This is a genomic window from Mesorhizobium sp. BH1-1-5 (assembly GCF_020165615.1).
Classification (GTDB): Bacteria; Pseudomonadota; Alphaproteobacteria; order Rhizobiales; family Rhizobiaceae; genus Mesorhizobium.
On record NZ_JAIUIM010000013.1, the window covers coordinates 162,231 to 183,745 of the forward strand.

The following is a 21,515-nucleotide window of genomic DNA, read 5'->3' on the forward strand; positions in this document are numbered from 1 at the left end:
TCGCGGATTGATTCAAAAGCTGGCGCTAAGCCCTTTGTTTGTGCGGGGGAATTTCCGGAAGCCGGCACATTAAGTTGGAAAGGCCACCAGCCCTTCGTCCTTGATGCGGCGGATGGTCAGGGCGGTGCGCACGGTGTCGACATTCGGGGCCGAGGCCAGTTCCTCGATGACGAAGGTCTGGAAGGTGCCGAGGTCGCTCGCCACGCAATGCAAGAGGAAATCGGATTCGCCTGAAACCATCCAGGCGTCGCGGACGATCGGCCAGCCGCGCGTGCGCTCGGCGAAGGTTTTCAGTTCGGCGTCGGCCTGATGATGCAGGCCGATCAGGCAGAAGGCGACGACATCCATGCCGAGCGCCGGCGCATTCAGGAGCGCGCGGTAGCCACGGATGATGCCGGCCTCTTCCAGCCGCCTGACACGGCGCAGGCAAGGCGGCGCCGAGATGCCGACCCGGTTGGATAGCTCGACATTGGTCATGCGGCCGTCACCCTGCAACTCGCGCAGGATCTTCCAGTCGATGGCGTCGAGATCGGCTTTCAGCGGCATGAACGGCTTTCGCGCAAGAATCTTTCGCAATTTTGTAATTTGGTTTCGCGCCGGAGGCCATAGCTTTGCGATGATTTTCTCCTTGTTTCGATGCATGCAGTGATCCCGGGGTCGGGCGCACCTCTGCGCGACATGCATTGATGACGGTCGGCGATATGGCCCGATATGCAGCGGACGAAGCTTTCCGGGGACGAAGGCCAACTTGCCTTGCTGGTCCCACGGGCAACACTTACATTATGCGCAACAAACCACGGCCGTGCGCCGCAGGGGACTTTTCAATGAACACCAAACATGCGCCCGTTCTTATCATCGGTTCCGGCCCGGCCGGCTACACGGCGGCGATCTATGCCGCCCGCGCCATGCTGAAGCCGATGCTGGTCGCCGGCCTGCAGCAGGGCGGCCAATTGATGATCACCACCGATGTCGAAAACTATCCGGGCTTCGCCGATCCGATCCAGGGCCCGTGGCTGATGAGCCAGATGCTGGCACAGGCCGAGCATGTCGGCACCGACATCGTCAACGACATCATCACCGAGGTCGATCTCAATGTGCGGCCGTTCCGCGCCACCGGCGATTCCGGCACCGTCTACACGGCGGATGCGCTGATCATCGCCACCGGCGCGCAGGCCAAGTGGCTGGGCATCCCGTCGGAACAGACTTTCATGGGCTTCGGCGTTTCGGCCTGCGCCACCTGCGACGGCTTCTTCTATCGCGGCAAGGATGTCGCGGTGGTGGGCGGCGGCAATTCCGCGGTCGAGGAAGCGCTCTATCTGTCGAACCTCGCCAAGAGCGTCACCGTCATCCACCGGCGCAGCGATTTCCGCGCCGAGCGCATCCTGCGCGAGCGGCTGCTCAAGAAGGACAATGTCCGCGTGATCTGGGACACGGTCGTGGACGAGATCACCGGACGCCCAGGCAAGGCGCCGCTGCCGCCTTCCGTCGAAGGCCTGACGCTGCGCAACGTCGTGACCGGCCAGGAATCGAAGCTGCCGGTCGACGGCGTGTTCGTCGCGATCGGTCATGCGCCGGCGGTCGAGCTTTTCGCCGGCAAGCTGAAGCAGAAGCCGAACGGCTATCTGTGGACGGCGCCCGATTCCACCCGCACCGACGTGCCCGGCGTGTTCGCCGCCGGCGATGTCACCGACGACGTCTACCGCCAGGCGGTGACGGCGGCGGGGCTTGGCTGCATGGCGGCGCTCGAGGCGGAAAAATATCTGGCGGGCATCGAGGTTCACCGCGAAGCGGCGGAATGACAGATCGGCTGAGAAAGGCCGTTTAAAAGCCTGATTTTTCATTCAGACGCCAAAGGCAACGCGAGGGGAATCATGGCGCTGGACTGGGACAAATTACGCGTATTTCACGCAGCGGCGGAGGCTGGGTCGTTCACCCATGCCGCCGAGACTCTGCACCTGTCGCAATCGGCTATTTCGCGGCAGGTCAGCGCGCTGGAGCATGACGTCGGCGTCGCGCTGTTCCACCGCCATGCGCGCGGCCTGGTGTTGACCGAGCAGGGCGAGATGCTGTTCCGCACGGCGCATGACGTGCTGATGAAGCTGGAAACCATCAAGACGCGGCTGACCGAAACCAAGGACCGGCCGTCAGGCGTGCTCAGGGTAACGACGACAGTGGGCCTCGGCGCCGGCTGGCTGACCGAACGGGTGCAGGAGTTCATCGAGCTCTATCCCGAGATCAGCCTGCAGCTGATCCTCGCCAATGAGGAGCTCGACCTCACCATGCGCCAGGCCGACTGCGCCATCCGGCTGCGCCAGCCGCAACAGCCGGACCTGATCCAGCGCCGGCTGTTCACGGTGCATTTCCACCTCTACGCGGCGCCGTCCTATATCGCCAAGTTCGGCAAGCCGGCCTCGATCGCCGAGCTCAGGAACCACCGCATCGTCACCTTCGGCGTGCCGGTGCCTTCGCATCTGTCGGAGCTGAACTGGCTGGAGACGGTCGGCGATTTCGAGGGCGCGCAACGGGTGCCGACGCTGCAGATCAACGACATCCTTTCGATCAAGCGGGCGGTGCAGGGCGGCGCCGGCATCGCCATGCTGCCCGACTACGTCATCAGCAAGGACACGAACCTGGTCCAGTTGCTGCCTGAGACCGAGGTGCCGTCCTTCGACACCTATTTCGCCTATCCCGACGCGATGAAGAACCAGGCGAAGCTGCATGTGTTTCGCGATTTCATCATCGCCAAGGCGCGCAGCTGGTCTTATTGAAACGCCCGGCCGGGAAACTACTGCCCACGCCACGGCGTCAGCCGCGGCAGCCATCCGGGGACGGCGCGGCGGTAGGTTTCGTATTCCGCGCCGTAGCGGCTGGCGAGCGTCGGCTCCTCGTAGACTTTGACGAAGGAGATCATCACGGTCGCGGCGATGAGGCCGTAGACCAGCACCGCCCAGCTCGAAAAGATCAGCACCTGGCCAAGGATGATCGCCAGCACCGCGACATACATAGGGTTGCGCACATGGCGGTAGATGCCGCCTACGACCAGTTTCTCGGTCGGCGCCACGGGAGCGGGCGTGCCCAGGCCCTCAAGGGCAAAGCGGGCGAAGGCATGAAGCAGGATGGCAGCCGCCCCGACCACAAGGATCGCGCCCGCAGGCACGAAGCCCGGCAGAGCCGACAGGGGCTTGCGATAGTGGTCGGTCAACAGCCACGGCGCCAGGCCGGCGACAATGCCGGGCGCCGCGACAAGGAACAGCACGCTGCCGGCGATTGCTGAAAAAGTTCGCATCATCGGTCTCCTGCCGTAAAAATAAACTCGGCTTGCCGAAATCGGCATCATTTCTCCGGCTCGCATATTTCCGAGCAAAATCGGCTCGATTTCGCATTTAAGCAGTCGCTTTAGGGTCGAAAACGCACCGGAATTGGCGATTTTTCTGGTCCTATGGGTTCCAGGAATAGGTTGGACCACAGCCTGCGTCTTTTTGCATGCGTGTGTTGCAAAATAGATGCTTGTTTCTTGGGCATGATGAGCACATATATAGTCACATCTCCAGGGCGCGTTCTCCTCCCATTAGCGCCCTCGAGTGTTCCCCTCTGGAGGTTAGCCTTAATCGGCACTTCCAATCAAACTCAGCCGGATCTTTATTGATCCGGCTTTTTTGTTGCCCGCGTGCCTACAGGCCGGGAAAAAAACGACTGGATCCACCACGTAACAGTGACATGTAACATCGGGTAACATGTCGCAGACGCAGTCTATGGTTTAAGTAGACCATAGGACGCGGTTGGTCGGTTCGGGAGATGGGGGCATCACTCGGAAGACCGGGCTCAGGCAAGCACCGCGTCCGAACCATTTTTCCGGATGCGGCGGACCAGCCGTTGCCTCCCAGGAAAACGGTCCGCAATAGGAACGGCGTCCGGATCATCCGGACGCCGTTTTCATTTCGCCCGCAAATCTCAAAGCGCGATGCGCCTTAGTCCCTGCTTCGATGTATGCCGCCCAAAACCGCTAGGCACTTTTTGGGCGACATGCATCAGGCAGCCTTGCCGTTGGCGTTCATCGCCTCGTCGGCGAGCCGGCCGGTGAGTTCGGCCATGTGGTCGAAAGCGGCCTTGTAGCTGGCGACGCCGGCGGTGGCCGAGCGCAGCTCGATGATCAGGTCGCCGATTTCCGCCAGCGGCATGGTCGCCTCGACCACGTCCCAGCCCGGCCAGTCGGGCCGCGCGTCATAGCCGAGGATCTGGCCGCGGCGCTGCGGGATCAGCGCGATGATCTTCGAGGTCGCGTCGGAGGGCGTGACGATCTCGACTTTCATGACAGGCTCCAGCAGGACCGGCGAACAGGCCGCCATGCCTTCCTTCATGGCGAGCTTGGCCGCCATCTGGAAGGCCATGTCGGAGGAATCGACCGCATGGTAGGAGCCGTCCGACAGGTTGACGGCGACATCGACCACCGGGAAGCCGAGCGGGCCGGTCTTGAGATAGTCGCGGATGCCCGTCTCGACCGACTGGATATAGGTCTTCGGCACCACGCCGCCGGTGATGGTGTCGGAGAACTGGAAGCCGGAGCCGCGCGGCAACGGCTTGATCTCGATCACCACGTCGCCGAACTGGCCGTGGCCGCCCGACTGCTTCTTATGGCGGCCGCGTTGTTGCGCCGATTTGCGGATCGTCTCGCGGTAAGGCACCGCCGGGGCATGGCCTTCGATCGGAATCTGGTTCTTGCCCTCGAGGCGCTCGCGCACGACGCGCAGATGCATCTCGCCGTGGCCCGACAGGACGGTTTCGGCGGAGTCCTGGTTGTGACGCAGGCTGAGCGACGGATCTTCCTCGGCCAGCCGTTGGATCGCCGCCGACATCTTGACCTCGTCCTTGCGCTCCTTGGGGCGAAGCGCGAAGGCAAAGACGGGCTGCGGCGGCTCAAGCGTGGCCAATGGCCGGATGCCGCCCTTGGCCGAGCTTAGCGTCTGGCCGGTCTGGACGTTGTCGAGCTTGCCGAGCGCAACCGTGTCGCCCGCCTTGGCGGATGTCAGCTTCGACTGGTCCTTGCCGAGCATCCTGTAGATGCCGGAGACCTTCGCGGTATCGCCGTTGGAAAGGTAGAGCTCGGCCGCGTCGGCCAACTGGCCGGACAGCACGCGCGATACCGAGAGCTTGCCGCCATGCGCGGTGTGGACGGTTTTCATCACCTGCACCACCGTCTGGCCGTCCGGCGCGCCGAGACGCTTCCTCGTTGCCTCGACATCGGGCGCGTCGTGGCGAATGGCCTTCAGCAGGCGCAGCACGCCATTGCCCTTCTCGGCCGTGCCGATCAGCACCGGCGTCACCGCGCCGGCGCGCAGGTCGGCCGAAAGATCGTCGAAGATCGCATCCTTCGGCGGCTCGATCTCCTCCAGCAACTGCTCCATCAGGTGATCGTCATGGTCGGCGAGCGTCTCCAGCATGGAGAACCGTGCCTCCAGCTCGCGCGCCTTGTCGTCGTTTGCGATCTCGGCGACCTGGCTTTCGGCATATTCGCGGTAGATGTAGGCGCGCTCCAGCGCCAGATCGATCGAGCCGACGACCACGCCATCCTTGCGGACCGGAATCTGGCGCAGCAGCAGTGGCACCGAACTTGCGGGCTGCAGCATCTTCAGCGTCTCGCGCACGCCCGCGATCGCCTTGTCTACCTTGTTGAGGAACAGGATGCGCGGAATGGCGAGATCGTCGAGCTTGCGCATGATCAGCTGAAGCGCCGGGATCTTCTTCTCGTCGGCCTCGGCCACGACGACCGCGAGGTCGCAGGCGGCAAGCACGGGTTCGGCCTCGAAGGCGAATTCGATGGAACCGGGGCAGTCGACGAAGGTGATCTGCTCGCCCATGAAATCGGTGGTGGCGAAGGTCGCCTCGACGCTCATGGCGTGGGCGCGGGCCTCTGGCGAATGGTCGGAAACGGTGTTGCCCGATGAAACGGGTGACTGGCGGGGAATGGCGCCCGTGCGGGCGAGGATTGCTTCGAGAAGTGTCGTCTTACCGCTTGCGAAGGGACCGATTATGGCGATGCATTTCGGTCCCGTGCGTCGTCCTCCGGCGCGAGTACCCATGGCTGACCTCCACTCAGGCGTTTCCCAAGAGAGCGATCAGCAAAAGTGAAAACCGGTTTTGCGTCCGATCGCACCCTATGCAGAGCGGCGGCCGGCCTGTTCGGCCGTCGCGGGCGGGGTTTATCCACCCCTACCCAAAGCCATCGTCACACGGGTTCGCTGGAAGGGCAAGAAAAATAGGACGTTCGCCGGCTTGGGTTCGTCAGGCCGGCATTTCCTGTTTGTCAGGCTGTGAGGGCAAGCGGTTCGCGAGTGGCGACGCACAACGCGCTTGCCTTGTCGCGCGGTGCCGGCTTGCCGAAGAAATAGCCCTGGAAGCGACTGCAGCCGGCGGTCCTGGCGAGGGCGAATTCCTCCGCCGTTTCGACGCCTTCCGCGACGATGGCGATGTCCTGGATGCGGGCGATCTGGGCAAGCGCCGAAACGAAGATCTGCGCCACCTGGTCATGGGCGAGGCTGCGGATGTAGGAGCGGTCGATCTTGACGCTGTCGATGGGCAGCGACTTCAGATAGTTGAAGCCGCAATGGCCGGTGCCGAAGTCGTCGAGGGCGATGTGGAAGCCGAGACCGCGCAGCGCCTCCAGGCGCCTCAGCACCTCGGGCGTCGCGGCCGTCGCCACTGTCTCGGTGATCTCGATGATGAATTGCGATGCGGACCGGCCGGCTTCGCGCAGGACCCGGTCGCACATCGTCACGATCTCGTCGCGCTTCAGCTGCTCGCCGGAGACGTTGATCGAGATGCGCCGCCCGGGAAAATGCCCGACATCAGCGCAGGCGCGCTTGAAGACCCATTCGCCGATCATGTCGATCAGCGTCGAGCGCTCGGCGATCGGGATGAATTCCGCCGGCGAGATCAAACCGCGCACGGGATGGCGCCAGCGGATCAATCCCTCCAGCGCGTTGACCGAGCCGTCGGGATCGACGATCGGCTGGTAGTGCAATTCCAGCTCGCCGAGATAGACCGCGGCGCGCAGCTCGCGTTCCACCAGCCGGCGATAGCGGTTGTCCGACAGCATCTCCTCGTCGAAAACGGTGATGCGGCCGCGGCCGCCCGCCTTGCTCTCGTAGAGCGCGAGATCGGCCAGCAGCATCAATTCATTCGCATTCGAAGCATGCAGCGGCGCGAGCGCGACGCCCACCGAGATCGACAGCGGAATGATCTTGCCTTCGTGCCTTTTGCCGGCCCGCATGGCATCCAGCAGCCGGCGCGCGTCCTTGTTGATGACAGCCACGTCGCCATGCGGAACCATGACGCCGAACTCGTCGCCGCCGAGCCGTCCGACGATGCCATCCTCGAAAATGCGCTGCGCTTCCGCAACCAGATGGGCCAGCGCCAGATCGCCGAACTGGTGGCCGAACGTGTCGTTGAGCTGCTTGAAATGATCGAGGTCGATCAGAAGCAGGCTTGCCTGGCGACGGTTGCGCAAGCCGCCCAGCCAGTCGCCCAGCGCTTCGATGAAATAGCGCCGGGTCATGGCGCCGGTCATGGCATCGACAGTGAGAAAGCGATGCTTCTCGGCCTCGGCATCCGCCGCCGATTGCAGCCGCTGGACGATGGTCGAGCGCATATACATCAAGACCAGAAGCGCCATCGAGGTCGATGTCGCCGACATCGCCAGCGCGCCGGCGCGGGAGGCGTTCTCCGACAACGCGAAAGCGGCAAGCCCGGTGGCGGCGATGCTCGCCACGAGCAAGGCCTGGATGCCGCGATAGATACGGCCGCTGTGATCCTTGATTGTCGCCAAGATACTCATGTCCGCGCCCCCACAGCACGCGACATGGCTAGGACCTCAGCCGTTAACAAACGCTGAGCTTGGCTGCTGTCCCGCTCCATTCTTTCGCGGCCGAGTGGTGGTTGCGATTTTATGGTTAAAAAGCAACGATTTATGACAGTTCTTAGACACTCTAATGCTGCAATTCGCTCGATGCCCGAACGCGGAATCGAGGCTGTCGCCCAGCAACAGTTCGAAGGCGGTTGCAACGACCTCCTTGCGGGGCGAAACTGCGGCCCGAGACGCCGTGCGCGGCGCTTTGTTCGACAATGCTTTCGAGGATCTGAACCATGAAGATCATTGCGTGCGGCAGTGTGCCGACGATCGTCGCGCCGGAGACCTATTTCACCGGGCGGGTGCTGCAGACGCCGATCATCGAGAAGGAAACGCCGGCGCGTCTGAGAGCCACGCTGGTCAGCTTCGAGCCCGGCGCACGCACCCATTGGCACACGCATCCGCTCGGGCAGACGCTCTATGTCACCGCCGGCGCCGGTCTGGCGCAGAGCTGGGGCGGCGCTGTGCAGGAGATCAGGGCAGGGGATGTCATTTCCTTCGCACCCGGCGAAAAACACTGGCATGGCGCCGGAGGGAAAACCGCCATGACCCATATCGCCATGCAGGAGGCGCTGGACGGCGTCCACGCCGACTGGCTGGAGCAGGTTTCCGACGAGCAATATGGCGGCTGAACGGGACGCTGTAAGCCAACTTCCAGCATCTCGACAGTCCGGTCTGTCGCGTCTGCCGCACTCAATCGTATCGCCCCTCCATGCAGCCCTCCGGGCGGTTACGCATCTGGAATTCATAATGCCTAAAAGCCGATTGCCGCTCGTTGCCGCCATTTATCTCGGCTCGTTCGTGGCGCTTCTCGATGTCAGCATCGTCAATGTCGCCCTGCCGACCATCCAGCAGGCCTTGCAGACCGATTTTGGCGGGCTGCAATGGGTGGTCGACGCTTACACGCTCTGCCTTTCAGCCTTCATGCTGTCGTCCGGGCTGATCGGCGACCGTTATGGCCGCAAGCGTTCCTGGCTCTGGGGCGTCGGCATCTTCGTGGCCGGCTCGCTGATCTGCGCGGTGGCGCCGAACCTGACGGCATTGCTTGCCGGCCGGGTGGTGCAAGGGATCGCAGGCTCGCTGCTCATCCCGGGCGCGTTGTCGATCCTGACGCAGGCTTTTCCGGATCCCCGCGAGCGCGCCGGCGTCATCGGCGGCTGGGCCTCGTTCGCCGCCGTCTCACTGCTGGTCGGCCCGGTGCTGGGCGGCATCCTGGTGCAGACTGTCGGCTGGCAGAGCATCTTCCTGATCAACCTGCCGCTCGGCCTGGTTACGGTCGTGCTCGGCGCCGTCTCCATCAGCGAGACAGCGCATCCGGAACATGCGCATCTCGATCTCGTCGGCCTTGCGCTCAGCATCCTGTGGCTCGGCGCCTTGACCTTCGGCCTGATTTCCGCGGGCGAGAACGGCTGGAGCGATCCCTGGACCGTCGCCGCGCTCGTCGTCGGCATCGCCGGCCTGGCGATCTTCCTTGGCTTCGAGGCGCGCACGCCGCGGCCGATGCTCCCGCTCGGCCTGTTCCGCGACGTGCGCTTTGCCGTCGCCAATGTCGCCTCGTTCGCGCTCGGCTTCACCTCCTACACCAGCGTCTTCTTCTTCTCGATGTTCCTGCAGCAGGTGCAAGGCTGGTCGCCGACGCAGACCGGCCTGCGCATGGCCCCGGCCTTCATCGTCCAGATCATCGTGTCGCCGTGGATCGGCAGGCTCAGCGCGCGCTACGGCCATTCGCTTTTGATGACGGCGGGCTATGCGCTGATCGGCCTTTCCATGCTCGGCATGTGCTGGGCCGAGCGGTCGACGCCCTACGCGATGCTCTGCCTGCTGTTCGCGATCAACGGCCTCGGCAACTCGCTGGCGATCCCGACGGGAAGTGCCGCGGCCATGTCCTACGCGCCGCGCGAGCGTTCGGGCATGGTGTCGGCGGTGATCAACGCCACCCGCCAGAGCGGCCTTGCCATCGGCATCGCGCTGCTCGGCGCGCTGATGAGCATGCGGGCGGCCAATCTGCTCGCCGGCTATCTCGGCGACGCCGGCGTCGCCAATGCCGAAGCGGTGGCCCGTGCCGCCATCTCGCGGCATGATTTCACCACCGACGCGGCGATGGGCGCGAGCGGCGTGCACGCGCTTTTCACGGTTGCTTATGCAGGTGGCTTCCACGCCGCGATGCTGACCGCGGCGATCGGCGCGTTCCTCACCGCCGCCCTGCTGATTGCCGTGCTCACGCCGGCCGAGGCGCGATCGGCCAGGCAAGCCAAGCAGCAGGCATGACATCGAACGCCGCTCAATAAAAACCCGGCCGCAGCCGGGTTTTCTCGTTCGGCGGCTTTGCGCCGATCAGGTCAGCGACGCGGTGAAGCGCTGGATGCGCGTGCAGGCTTCCTCGAGCAGCGCGTCCGACGTGGCGTAGGAGATGCGGAAGTTCGGTCCGAGGCCGAAGGCCGAGCCGAACACCACCGCGACGCCTTCCGCCTCCAGCAGTTCGGAGCAGAAGGCTTCGTCATTGTCGATCACCTTGCCCGCCTTCGTCTTCTTGCCGATCAGCTGGGCGCAGGACGGATAGACGTAGAAGGCGCCTTCAGGCGAGGGGCAGGAGATGCCGCGCGCCTGGTTGAGCATCGAGACCACGAGGTCGCGCCGGCCCTGGAAGATCGCCTTGTTCTTCGCGATGAAATCCTGCGGCCCGTTGAGCGCTTCGACGGAAGCCCATTGCGCGATGGTGCAGGCGCCGGAAGTCTGCTGGCCCTGGATCATGTCCATCGCCTTGATCAGCGGCACCGGGCCGGCGGCATAGCCGATGCGCCAGCCGGTCATGGCATAGGCTTTCGACACGCCGTTCATGGTCAGCGTGCGCTCGTAGAGGTTCGGCTCGACCTCGGCGATGGTCTTGAAGACGAAGTCGCCATAGGTCAGGTGCTCATACATGTCGTCGGTCAGCGTCCAGACATGCGGATGCTTGAGCAGCACATCGGCCAGCGCCCGCAGCTCGGCCTCCGTGTAGGCGGCGCCCGACGGGTTCGACGGCGAGTTCATCAGCAGCCATTTGGTTTTCGGCGTGATCGCCTTTTCCAGCACTTGCGGCGTCAGCTTGAAGCCGTTGTCGATCGAGGTGTCGGCGAAGACCGACGTGCCGCCGCAGATCGCCACCATCTCGGGATAGCTCACCCAGTAGGGGCGCGGGATGACGACCTCGTCGCCGGGGTTCAGCGTCGCCATGAAGGCGTTGAACAGGATCTGCTTGCCGCCGGTGCCGACGATGGTCTGCTCCGGCCGGTAGTCGAGATTGTTCTCGCGCTTGAATTTCTTCGCGATCGCCTCGCGCAGCGGCACGATGCCCGAAACCGGCGGATATTTGGTCTCGCCGCGGCGGATCGCCTCGATCGCCGCGTTCTTGATGTTGTCGGGCGTATCGAAGTCCGGCTCGCCGGCGCCGAGGCCGATCACGTCACGGCCGGCATTTTTCAGCTCGCGCGCTTTCTGCGTCACCGCGATGGTCGCGGAAGGCTTAACGCGGGAAAGGGCGTCGGCGAGAAAGGCCATGACAAAATGTCTCCTAGGAAAGGCGGCCAGGAGCGGCCGCGGCGCCTCTCATGTCGCATCATCGCGCGGAGCGCAAGCATTGTGCGATGAGCCAGAGGTCAAGGAGGCGTGACCAAAGTCAGCCTGCGTGAGCGGCAACGCTAAATTCATCAACGGCCGGTAAACCCTTTGCTGGCAGGATCGCAGATCGGATTGCGCCTATTCGCGGAGCGAGAGACCTTGTCGCGCAGCATCGGGCTTGCCCACATCGTCCGTCATGACGACGGCACCTCGACGGGTGTCTGGGGCATCTATACGCTGCAGAGCGCGTTCCAGCCAATCTTCGCCTTCCAGGAGGGCAAGCTCTCGGTCGCCGCTTTCGAGGGGCTGATCCGGCCGTTTCGCGACGGCGAGCCGCAGTCGCCGGGGGCATTTTTCGGTACCTGCCCGGCGGCCGACCGGCTGCATATCGAGGCGCTGACGCGCACGCTGCATCTCCTGAACGCCGGCGCCTGCCTGCCGGAAGAGGCATCCATCTTCGTCAATTTCGATCCGTCGGTCTTCACCGATCGCAGCATCGCCGACAAGGCGTTGCGCGACATGCGGCTGGTGCTGCACGAAGTCGGCATCGATCCGCGCCGCATCGTCTGCGAGGTCACCGAGCAGAAATCCGCTTCGCAGGAAACGCTCTACGGCTTCGTCGAGGCGCTGAGGGCCAATGGCTTCCGCATCGCGGTGGACGACTATGGCGCCGATGATTCCGACATCAACCGGATCAAGGAACTCAAGCCCGACATCGTCAAATTCGATGCGCATTGGATCACCCACCTGATGGAGTCCGGCGCCGGCTTCGCGTTGCTGACGGCGATGGTGCAGAGTTTCGAGAACCAAGGCATCCGCACCGTCTTCGAAGGTATCGAGGAAGGCTGGCAGCTGGAGCTTGCCGAGAGGTCCGGCGCCTCGATGGTGCAGGGCTATGTGCTTGCCCGGCCGGAACTTGCCCCCACCAGCTTTCGCGTTTTCAGCAAGGTCGCGCCACAGGCCGCGACCGAAGCGAGCAAGCCAAAGGCCGCCGCAAGCCCGGCGGCACCGATCCGGCAGCCGCGGCCGGCAAGAGTGTTCGGGCGCAAGGTCGCGCCATGAGCCAACAACCGGACAGGCGGCGCAACGTCGCCGAGGCGATCTTCGTCGACGAGATCGGCCTTCAGTTCGGCGTCTATGGCGAGTTCCGGCTGTGGAGCGCCTATCAGCCGATCTTCGCGCCGGAGGGCAAAGCACTCAGGGCGGTTGCCGTCGAGGGGCTGATCGAGCCGCGGCGCATCGCGGAGCCTATGGCCCCGTCGATATTCTTCGACGGCGTTCCCGCGTCCGACCGGCTATTTGTCGAAACGATGTGCCGGATGCTGCATCTGGGCAACTACCGTAACATCGGCGTCGAGGGACTGACGCTATTCTTCAACTATAATCCGAACGTCAACGACCACCTCGGACGGGCGCTTGCCGAGATCCGGCTGATGACCAGGCATCTCGGCGATTTCGAACTCGAGCCCGGCCTGCTGGTTTGCGAGATCACCGAACAGGCTGCCGACGACCGCGTTCTTGCCAGCCTGGTGCGCGAAATGCGGCGCGACGGGATCCGTATCGCCATCGACGATTTCGGCACGGGGCATTCGACCGAGGCGCGCATCAATCTGCTTGCGCCCGACATCGTCAAGATCGATGGCGCCTGGTTTGGCGAGCTCTGCCGCCATGCCGCCGCCGAGCGTTTCTTCCGGCCATTGGTGGCTACGCTGCACGAACGCGGCGCCAAAGTGCTGGTCGAGGGCATCGAGAACGCACAGCACCTGCGCGTCGCGCTCGAGGGCGGCGTCGACCTGCTGCAAGGTTTCCATCTCGCCCGCCCCGCGACCGCCGGCACGATCTTCAGGGAAGGCCCGCTTTCCGTCGACGCTCTGCTCGACGCCGGCAACAAGGTCGTGCCCCTGCATCAGCGTCGCTGATGCCCGACCTCCAGGAACGCATCAGCGCCGCTGATGGTTCTTCGCAAAAACAAATCACTGGATGGGACCTAGCCGTGCGCGTTAGAGCGTTCCCAGGAGACCGTGAGAGGGCAAGAGCATGATCCTTTACGACATGGCCGACAGCGGCAATTGCTACAAGCCGCGGCTGTTGATGGCCAAGCTCGGCATCCCCTTCGACCGCATAGAGGTGAGCTCGCACACCGGTGAGACGCGCAGGCCCGACTACGTCGCCAAGAATCCGAACGCGATGGTGCCGATGCTGGAGCTCGACGACGGCAGGTGCATCGCCGAGAGCAACGCCATCCTGCTCTACCTCGCCGAAGGCACGCGCTTCCTGCCGGCCGAGAAATACGAACGCGCCTTGGCGTACCAATGGCTGTTCTTCGAGCAATACAGCCATGAGCCCTATATCGCGGTGCGCAAGGCGCTGCTGACCTTCCCGGAACGGGCGAAGGACGCGACGCCGGAACGCTTGGCGCAGACCTTGGAGCGCGGCAACAAGGCGCTTGGCGTGATGAACAGACACCTGGAACAGAACGCATTCTTCGCGGGCAATTCCTACAGCGTCGCCGACATCGCTCTATACGCTTACACCCACACCGCTGGGATGGGCGGCTTCCAGCTCGACGCTTATCCGGCCGTCGCCGCCTGGCTGAAGCGGGTCGAGGCCGACAAGGGGCATGTATCGATCGGGTGGAAAGAATGATCTGGCCGTCTGCTAGCCGCTTTCGCTGGAGCAACAGCGCGAGGGGCCATTTGATAAGTCGATCGTATTCGGCATGGGTGCCGATCCAGATCCAGTCAAAGCCATCACCGCTTTCGAGGGCCAAGGCCCGATAGTTGTCGTCTATCCTCGCCGACCAAAGCTCTCCCACTTTTTTGAAATGCAGGGACGGGTGCCGGGGATTGGTCTTCATTAACGTGAAGCTCTTGTCGGCCGCGCGACGAACAGCCTTCGGCAAGGAGTTATATTTTTTCCAAAGCTCGCTGTAGCGCGATGCCTCACAGGTCGCGCAACTTGCCGGCAGCTATTTCGGCGCGGGCTTCGGCCACCAATTTGTCCAGCCGGCCCGCCTTCGCATCGGCTTCGATTTGTCTATCCCATAAATCAGCCTGCAGGGCCTCGAACCAAGCGGCAAAGGCCTTCAGCTCTTCGGGGCTCAGTTCGGCGACGGATTTCTCGATCTGTTCAAGCTTGGTCATAGGTCAATGGCAGCACACGCAGGGCCAAAAGTATCGCCAAGTGATACTGTTGGATCCTGGCGGCAAATTACCGGAAATCAGGCAACAAAAAAGGCGGGCAATGCCCGCCTTCCTCTGTCGGTAGCCTGATCGGGAGCGTCCGGTCCGGGCTGGCAGCTATCTGCTGTTCCAGCTTGTCGGGTCTTTCCGCTCCGGCGCGCTTCTCGCGCGACCGTCAGTACATCCGTGACTTGCCGCGTGCCCCGAACCTTCGTCCGGCGCGCGCCTTTACTTAGTTGCACTCTGCTACGCCAAGCGGTTACGCTTGGCTGCAAAATGCTTAAGCCAAATCAGGCTGCCTTGCTCAGAGACCCAGCGGCGGACTTGCCGGTGCGGCGGTCCTGCTCGATCTCGAAGTTGATTTTCTGGCCTTCAGCCAGGCTCGTCATGCCAGCGCGCTCGACAGCGGAGATGTGGACGAAAACGTCCGCGCCGCCATTGTCAGGCTGGATGAAGCCGTAGCCCTTGGTGGCGTTGAACCACTTGACCGTACCAGTTGCCATTTAGAATGCCCTTCACATTTGCTTTTGTTTGACCTGACCAATGTCCGGCCGGCGGTATCGAAATTTTGGAGATAGACGTCAGCAAACGCGAAGATCGCGGCCCGATCGATCGGCCAAATTCAATGGAGCGGATATAGGATAGTTTGAGCGAGAAAACAAGACGGGTCGCTTGAGGCGCCGACGGCATGTCGTCCCCGTCGAAGGCAATGGAAGTTTTGACAGCAGCCGCGCGTTGTGGAGGGATGAGATGCTTGCCGTACGAGAGCGCCTGGGTTGCTTTGGGAGAGGAACCATGAAGACCATTGTGCTTGCCGCTTCTTTCTTGCTGCTGGCCGCAGAAGCCCAGGCGGTGTCGCGTTACGATCCGACACGCATGAGCTGCGACCGGGTGCAGGCAACGATCGCCAGACAGGGCGCCGTCATCCTGCGCTACCAGTCGACGCGCGTGCCAGGTCTGCCGCTCTACGACCGCTATGTGAGCGATGAGCGCTTCTGCAATGCGGGCGAGGTGCGATCACGGGCCTATGTGCCGAGCGCCGACACCAGGTCCTGCATGGTCTATGTCTGCAAGCGTCCGGATTTCGACCGGCGCTTCCGCCGCCGGTTCCTGCACGACTGATACGCAGCGTCCCTCAGAACCCGAACGAGGCCTGCGCGGCCGGCGGCGGGCCGACGCGAACGCCTTCCATGGCCAGCATCTTTTCCTTGGTGGTCGAACCGCCCGGCGCGGAGAAGCCGCCGATCTTGCCGCCGGCCGCCAGGATGCGGTGGCAGGGAATGACCAGCGGCACCGGATTGGCGCCGAGCGCGGCGCCCGTCTCGCGCGGCAGGCCGGCATGGCCGGCGCGTTTCGCCAACTCGCCATAGGTGGTGGTCTCACCGAAGCCGAGCTTGCGCGCCGCATGGTAGATGGCGAGGCGGAAATCATCGACGCCGTCGAGATCGACCGGCACGTCGGAGAAGTCGACATCCTCGCCGGCGGCGTATGCCTTGATCGAGGCGATCAGCTCGACCACCCATCGCGGCTGGTCGGTCGAGGTCGAGACGCCAGGGTGGCGGAGCAGCCGGCGCTCGACCGCTTCGCGGCTGCGCTCAGGCAGGCAAAGTCGGATCAGGCCTTTCTCGCTCCAGGCGATGCCCATGAAGCCGATCACTGTTTCTAACACTGCGTGGCCGGCCGTGATCTCAGATGTGGGTTTCATGACGTATTCCTTCCGCAAAACGGCGAAAAACGAGTACATATCCAGAACAATATGGCACTTCCGCCCTGTTGTCGCCACCCGAAAACCGCCGGGTGGCCCCGATTGCCGGGGGTGAATCGCTGGTGTAAGGACTTCTTAACAACCGACAAACCGGACCCGCACGGCTTGCCAGCTAAAATCATCATCACCGCGGTCGGCGTGCTTATCGCAGCAGCCGGTCTCAGCGGGTGCACATCGACCTCGCAGATGAAGGCCGCGCCCGCGCTTGCGGCGGCTTCGACGCCTGTCGTCGCGGACGATACGCCAACGCTTGCGCTGCCCGAAACGGTGGCCGTATTGCCGGAGCCTTCCGGCCTCGCGCAGGTGCAGACCGCGGCGCTGACCGGCGATGCCGTTGCCATGGCGACCACGCCCGGCGCCCCCGCGACGCAAAGCGCGGTTTTGCCGCCACCTGTCCAGCCCGGCGCGCCCCAGTCCGACGCAGCGCTGGCGCAGCCGGCAGCTTTCGCCGGCTCGACGCCGGTCGCCGGCCAGTTCCCGCCGCCGCCGGTGCTGACGGCCGGTGGCTCGCCGACCGGTCCTGGATCCATCAGCCGTGCGGCGGCGTATACGACCGCGGGCGTCGCCATGCCGGTCACCGGCAAGTCGGCGAAAATTGCCCCGATGCCCGGCGTCCAGCAGGTCGCCTATGTGGTGCCGGGGAACCCGGCGCTGCTTGCGGCACCCGGCCAGCCCGAGCAGCACGCCAGCGGACCGCGTGGCGAGATCGAAAGGCTGATCGAGAAATATTCGGCGATCTATGAAGTGCCGATCGACCTTGTGCGCCATGTCGTCAACCGCGAGAGCACCTTCAACCCGAAAGCTTATAATCACGGCCATTGGGGCCTGATGCAGATCAAGCACGCGACGGCGCGGGGCATGGGCTATGACGGGCCGGCGACCGGCCTGTTCGACGCCGAGACCAATCTCAAATACGCGGTGAAATATCTGCGCGGCGCCTGGCTGGTTTCGGGCGGCAACGCCAAGCGGGCCGACATGCTCTACCAGACCGGTTATTACTACGACGCCAAGCGCAAGGGCCTGCTCGGGGCGACGGGCCTCGGCGTCGACCGCAAGCGGCGCCGTCTGCAACCCGACGCCTGAGCGGACGGTTCCGCGCGGCGTTTCGAGACAGCGCCATGCATGAAAACACGACGCCCCGCCCGCCGGCTCCCAACGACATCCGCCTGCGCAAGGTCCTCGACGATACGCTGACCGCGCCGCATTGGCCGGAGGGCTCCGTCATGCGCTCGTTCGAACACCGGGACGCGCAGGCTTTGTACGCGCTGCTGGAAGAGGTGTTCGACGACGGCGCCGACGGGCCGTTCGACGAATGGTGGCCGCGTATCGCCGGCGATGCGGAGTTCGATCCCGCTCTCTGTTTCCTGGTGATCGACGGCAAGGGCCTGCTGGCGGGGGCGGCGCTCTGCTGGACGTCGGGTTTCGTCAAGGACCTCGCCGTCCATCCGGACTCCAGACGGCAAGGCATCGGCGAGGCGCTGATGCGACACGCGTTCCTGACGTTTCGCGAGCGCGGGGCGGGCCATGTCGATCTCAAGACCAACACGGTGAAGAACACCGCGGCCTTCAGGCTCTACGAGCGGCTCGGCATGATCCCGGTCGACTGGGAGGGCTGACGCCCAAGGCACGTCGGGCCGGATCGGAGGCCCCCAGCGCCGCGTTGCAACCACCTGCTCGCCAGCATTGTGAACTCCTTCACATAGGCTGACGTTAGGGCATGCTAATTCGTCGTCGTGCCGGGCGGCCGATCGGCGGATCGACGCGGGCAAGGCGTCGGAGGAGGCTGTGCCGGCATGCGTCAGCCACTCCCAGGCGGGCTCCGGGGCGGGGGTTTCGGAGCCCGTCCGCTTTGCGTGGAGCAAGGTGGACGGAACGGGATAACGACGCGGTCGGGCGGACCGAGATCGGCTTCACCCACCCGCCGGCCTGGTCGGCACGCACAAGCGCGGGAACCCTAAGCGGCGTCGCGCATTCAACGCAGGGGCCTTGATGACCCGCGACCCTGAGCGTCGCCGGTCGCGCAGGAGGTCCGCAACCCCGTGAAACTTGCTTTAGCATTCCTGGCCGCCTGCATCCTGCTGGGCGCTGTCCAAGCGCGAGCCGTGGAATTGTCGATCGTGTCGGGCGATACCGGCAACGGCATCAAGGTGTTGCGCGAGATACTCGATCGTTATGAGAAGAAGAGCGGTAACAAGGTCGACATCGTCGTCATTCCGCCTTCGACCACCGACCAGTTCGGCCAATACCGGCTCTGGCTCGCCGCCGGCAGCAGCGATATCGACGTCTACCAGACCGACGTCATCTGGGCGCCACAGCTAGCCAGTCAACTGGTCGACCTCACGCAGGCGACGAAGGACGTCGTCGGCGCGCATTTCCCGTCGATCATCAAGTCGCAGACGGTCGACGGCAGGCTGGTCGCGCTGCCGATCTTCACCGACGCGCCGGCGCTCTATTACCGCAAGGATCTGCTGGCCAAATATGGCGCCAAGGTCCCGGCCACCTGGAAGCAATTGCAGGATACCGCCAGGCTGGTCATGGACAAGGAGCGGGCGGCCGGCAACCAGGACATCTGGGGCTACGTCTTCCAGGGCAACGCCTATGAGGGGCTGACCTGCAACGCGCTCGAATGGGTGATGTCGAATGGCGGCGGTCAGATCATCGAGCCCGACGGCGAAATCTCCATCGACAACCGACAAGCGGCTGCGGCGCTCGATAGGGTCAAGGGTTGGATCGGCACCATCGCGCCGCCGGGCGTGCTTGCCTATCAGGAGGAAGAAGCGCGCGGCGTCTGGCAAACCGGCAATGCCGTCTTCATGCGCAACTGGCCCTATGCCTATGCGCTCGGCAACAGCGAGAGCTCGCCGATCAAGGGCAAGTTCGACGTGGCGCCGCTGCCGGCCGGCGACGGCGGGCGGCCGGTCGCCACGCTTGGCGGCTGGAACCTTGCCGTCTCCAAATATTCGAAGCACCCGAATGCTGCGATCGATCTGGTCAAGTTCATCGCGTCGCCGGAAATGCAGAAATACCGGACGCTGAAGACGGCTAACCTGCCGACCATCGCGGCGCTCTATGACGACCCCGACATCGCCAGGCAGCAGCCGATCGTGCCGCGCTGGAAAGAGATATTCCTTAACGCGCAGCCGCGTCCTTCGGCAACCGCCCGGATCAAATACAACGAGGCATCGAGCCAGTTCTGGACGGCCGTGCACGACACGATCTCCGGCCAGGGCGGCGCCGCCGACAATTTGGCCGATCTCGCGGCGAGGCTGACCAGGCTGAAAGGCAAGGGCTGGTGACCGCGGCAAGGCGATCGCCGCTGGCGCGCCGGCGCGTGCGCACGGCCTGGCTGTTTCTGGCGCCGATGCTTTTCGTGCTCGCCGCCGTCGCCGGCTGGCCGTTCCTGCGCACGGTCTATTACGGCTTCACCGACGCTTCGCTTGCCGATCTCGACGCCCGGCAATGGGTGGGCTTCGATAATTACTTGTCGGTGCTGCGCCTGCCGAGCGGCCGGGTGCTTTATGATGGGCTGCTCGTCGATCCGGTCTGGTGGCGGGCGGTGTGGAACACGGTGCGCTTCGCCGTGGTCTCGGTGGCCTGCGAGACGGTGCTCGGCATGGTCGTGGCGCTTGCGCTCAATGCCGAATTCCTGGGGCGCGGCATCGTGCGGGCCGCGATCCTCATTCCCTGGGCGATCCCGACCATCGTCTCGGCCAAGATGTGGCAGTGGATGCTCAACGACCAGTTCGGCATCATCAATGTCGTTCTCCTCAATCTCGGCCTGATCCACGAGAAGATCGCCTGGACCGCCAGCGCCGACACCGCGATGATCGCCGTGTTGATCGTCGATATTTGGAAGACGACGCCGTTCATGGCGCTGCTGATCCTGGCGGCCCTGCAGATGCTGCCACGCGAGATCCTCGAAGTGGCAAAGCTCGATGGCGCCAACCCGTGGCAGATCTTCTGGCGCGTGACGCTGCCGCTCATCCGCCCTGCGGTGATGGTGGCGGTGATCTTCCGCGCGCTCGACGCGCTGCGCATCTTCGACCTGATCTATGTGCTGACGCCCAACAATGTGCAAACCAAGTCGATGTCGATCTTCGCGCGCGAGAACCTGTTCGAGTTCGACAAGTTCGCCTATGGCTCGGCCGCCTCGACGCTGCTGTTCCTGATCATCGGCCTGCTCACCATCGCCTATATCCGGATCGGCCGGCTGAGCCTGGACGGAGGCCGCTGATATGAGATTGCTGAAGCGCGCCGCCTTCTACCTGCTGCTTCTGGCGATCGTCTTCGTCGCGGTGTTTCCGTTCTACTACGCCATCGTCACCAGCCTGAAATCGGGAACCGAGCTGTTCCAGGCAGGGCTCTGGCCGCGATCGTTCAGCCTTGCCAATTACCGCAACGTGCTGACCGAAGGTCCCTTCCTGCGCAATCTGATGAATTCGCTCGTCGTCTCCGGCGCGGTGGTCGCGGTCTCGCTGCTGCTCGGCGTCACCGCGGCCTACGCGCTGGCGCGCATCCGTTTTCGCGGGCGCTCGGCGCTGATGCTCGCCATCCTGTCGGTGTCGATGTTTCCACAGGTCGCCGCGTTGGCCGGGCTGTTCGAGATCGTCAGGGCGCTGCACCTCTACAATTCGCTGCTCGCGCTCATCCTGTCCTACATGATCTTCACCTTGCCGTTCACGGTCTGGGTGCTCACCACCTTCGTGCGCGACCTGCCGGTCGAGATCGAGGAGGCGGCGATCCTCGACGGCGCCGGACCATGGATCATCCTGACCCGCATCTTCCTGCCGCTGATGTGGCCGGCGCTGGCCACCACCGGGCTGCTCGCCTTCATCAGCGCCTGGAACGAGTTCCTGTTCGCGCTCACCTTCACCTCGACCAACGCGCAACGCACCGTGCCGGTGGCGATCGCGCTTTTATCGGGCAATTCGCAGTTCGAGATCCCCTGGGGCAACATCATGGCCGCCTCGGTCATCGTCACCGTGCCGCTGGTGGTGCTGGTGCTGATCTTCCAGCGCAGGATCGTGTCGGGCCTCACCGCGGGCGGGGTGAAGGGCTGAGGCGATCG

Annotated in this window: 21 protein-coding genes; 13 read left to right on the top strand and 8 right to left on the bottom strand. The window is 64.0% G+C overall.

What is annotated here, in order from left to right; genetic code table 11:
- Window positions 1-69: 69 nt before the first annotated feature.
- Window positions 70-546, bottom strand: a complete 477-nt coding sequence (locus LB572_RS19045; protein WP_140803924.1) for an Lrp/AsnC family transcriptional regulator — start codon at window positions 544-546, stop codon at window positions 70-72.
- A gap of 278 nt (window positions 547-824) precedes the next feature.
- Here LB572_RS19045 and trxB point away from each other — a divergent pair, with 278 nt between their 5' ends.
- Window positions 825-1,799, top strand: coding sequence for a thioredoxin-disulfide reductase (gene trxB, locus LB572_RS19050; RefSeq protein WP_140803922.1), 975 nt, complete (start codon window positions 825-827; stop codon window positions 1,797-1,799).
- Window positions 1,800-1,871: 72 nt separating this feature from the next.
- Window positions 1,872-2,768 carry a LysR family transcriptional regulator gene (locus LB572_RS19055; protein ID WP_040989587.1) on the top strand — a complete coding sequence of 299 codons (897 nt, stop codon included), beginning with the start codon at window positions 1,872-1,874 and terminating at the stop codon, window positions 2,766-2,768.
- Between the two features lie 17 nt (window positions 2,769-2,785).
- Here the strand turns inward: LB572_RS19055 and LB572_RS19060 are convergent, their stop codons facing one another.
- From LB572_RS19060 to LB572_RS19070, 3 genes are all read right to left on the bottom strand, one after another.
- Window positions 2,786-3,286, bottom strand: a complete 501-nt coding sequence (locus tag LB572_RS19060) for a methyltransferase family protein (RefSeq protein WP_224668780.1) — start codon at window positions 3,284-3,286, stop codon at window positions 2,786-2,788.
- 742 nt (window positions 3,287-4,028) lie between these two features.
- On the bottom strand, window positions 4,029-6,077 hold the full coding sequence (locus LB572_RS19065; protein ID WP_140803918.1) for an elongation factor G: 2,049 nt from the start codon (window positions 6,075-6,077) through the stop codon (window positions 4,029-4,031).
- Between the two features lie 224 nt (window positions 6,078-6,301).
- Complete coding sequence (locus LB572_RS19070) at window positions 6,302-7,831, bottom strand: putative bifunctional diguanylate cyclase/phosphodiesterase (RefSeq protein WP_224668781.1); 1,530 nt, start codon at window positions 7,829-7,831, stop codon at window positions 6,302-6,304.
- 308 nt (window positions 7,832-8,139) lie between these two features.
- Between LB572_RS19070 and LB572_RS19075 the strand changes: the two genes are divergently transcribed.
- Window positions 8,140-8,535: a cupin domain-containing protein gene (locus LB572_RS19075; RefSeq protein WP_140803914.1), complete on the top strand. Its 396-nt coding sequence runs from the start codon at window positions 8,140-8,142 to the stop codon at window positions 8,533-8,535.
- Between the two features lie 118 nt (window positions 8,536-8,653).
- On the top strand, window positions 8,654-10,171 hold the full coding sequence (locus LB572_RS19080) for an MFS transporter (protein ID WP_224668782.1): 1,518 nt from the start codon (window positions 8,654-8,656) through the stop codon (window positions 10,169-10,171).
- A gap of 66 nt (window positions 10,172-10,237) precedes the next feature.
- Here LB572_RS19080 and LB572_RS19085 read toward each other — a convergent pair whose 3' ends face one another.
- The gene (locus LB572_RS19085; RefSeq protein ID WP_224668783.1) at window positions 10,238-11,440 is read right to left on the bottom strand and encodes a pyridoxal phosphate-dependent aminotransferase; all 1,203 of its coding nucleotides are present in this window, start codon (window positions 11,438-11,440) and stop codon (window positions 10,238-10,240) included.
- 219 nt (window positions 11,441-11,659) lie between these two features.
- Between LB572_RS19085 and LB572_RS19090 the strand changes: the two genes are divergently transcribed.
- From LB572_RS19090 to LB572_RS19100, 3 genes are all read left to right on the top strand, one after another.
- Complete coding sequence (locus tag LB572_RS19090; RefSeq protein WP_224668784.1) at window positions 11,660-12,562, top strand: EAL domain-containing protein; 903 nt, start codon at window positions 11,660-11,662, stop codon at window positions 12,560-12,562.
- Window positions 12,559-13,419 carry an EAL domain-containing protein gene (locus tag LB572_RS19095; RefSeq protein WP_224668785.1) on the top strand — a complete coding sequence of 287 codons (861 nt, stop codon included), beginning with the start codon at window positions 12,559-12,561 and terminating at the stop codon, window positions 13,417-13,419. The genes LB572_RS19090 and LB572_RS19095 overlap by 4 nt, the downstream gene beginning before the upstream one ends.
- Before the next feature lie 118 nt (window positions 13,420-13,537).
- Complete coding sequence (locus LB572_RS19100; RefSeq protein WP_224668786.1) at window positions 13,538-14,146, top strand: glutathione S-transferase family protein; 609 nt, start codon at window positions 13,538-13,540, stop codon at window positions 14,144-14,146.
- A 296-nt stretch (window positions 14,147-14,442) separates the two neighbouring features.
- Here the strand turns inward: LB572_RS19100 and LB572_RS19105 are convergent, their stop codons facing one another.
- Window positions 14,443-14,643, bottom strand: a complete 201-nt coding sequence (locus LB572_RS19105; RefSeq protein ID WP_140803903.1) for a hypothetical protein — start codon at window positions 14,641-14,643, stop codon at window positions 14,443-14,445.
- Window positions 14,644-14,972: 329 nt separating this feature from the next.
- Window positions 14,973-15,185: a cold-shock protein gene (locus LB572_RS19110; protein ID WP_027168154.1), complete on the bottom strand. Its 213-nt coding sequence runs from the start codon at window positions 15,183-15,185 to the stop codon at window positions 14,973-14,975.
- A 292-nt stretch (window positions 15,186-15,477) separates the two neighbouring features.
- On the opposite strand from LB572_RS19110, the gene LB572_RS19115 reads away from it, so the two are divergent.
- Window positions 15,478-15,804 carry a hypothetical protein gene (locus tag LB572_RS19115; RefSeq protein ID WP_224668787.1) on the top strand — a complete coding sequence of 109 codons (327 nt, stop codon included), beginning with the start codon at window positions 15,478-15,480 and terminating at the stop codon, window positions 15,802-15,804.
- A 13-nt stretch (window positions 15,805-15,817) separates the two neighbouring features.
- Here the strand turns inward: LB572_RS19115 and LB572_RS19120 are convergent, their stop codons facing one another.
- The gene (locus tag LB572_RS19120; protein WP_224668788.1) at window positions 15,818-16,387 is read right to left on the bottom strand and encodes a methylated-DNA--[protein]-cysteine S-methyltransferase; all 570 of its coding nucleotides are present in this window, start codon (window positions 16,385-16,387) and stop codon (window positions 15,818-15,820) included.
- 165 nt (window positions 16,388-16,552) lie between these two features.
- On the opposite strand from LB572_RS19120, the gene LB572_RS19125 reads away from it, so the two are divergent.
- From LB572_RS19125 to LB572_RS19145, 5 genes are all read left to right on the top strand, one after another.
- Window positions 16,553-17,530 carry a lytic transglycosylase domain-containing protein gene (locus LB572_RS19125; protein WP_224668789.1) on the top strand — a complete coding sequence of 326 codons (978 nt, stop codon included), beginning with the start codon at window positions 16,553-16,555 and terminating at the stop codon, window positions 17,528-17,530.
- Window positions 17,531-17,565: 35 nt separating this feature from the next.
- Window positions 17,566-18,063: a GNAT family N-acetyltransferase gene (locus tag LB572_RS19130; protein WP_224668790.1), complete on the top strand. Its 498-nt coding sequence runs from the start codon at window positions 17,566-17,568 to the stop codon at window positions 18,061-18,063.
- Between the two features lie 423 nt (window positions 18,064-18,486).
- Window positions 18,487-19,743: an ABC transporter substrate-binding protein gene (locus LB572_RS19135; protein WP_224668791.1), complete on the top strand. Its 1,257-nt coding sequence runs from the start codon at window positions 18,487-18,489 to the stop codon at window positions 19,741-19,743.
- 65 nt (window positions 19,744-19,808) lie between these two features.
- The gene (locus tag LB572_RS19140) at window positions 19,809-20,681 is read left to right on the top strand and encodes a carbohydrate ABC transporter permease (protein WP_224668812.1); all 873 of its coding nucleotides are present in this window, start codon (window positions 19,809-19,811) and stop codon (window positions 20,679-20,681) included.
- A 1-nt stretch (window position 20,682) separates the two neighbouring features.
- Complete coding sequence (locus tag LB572_RS19145; protein ID WP_224668792.1) at window positions 20,683-21,507, top strand: carbohydrate ABC transporter permease; 825 nt, start codon at window positions 20,683-20,685, stop codon at window positions 21,505-21,507.
- Window positions 21,508-21,515 lie beyond the last annotated feature (8 nt).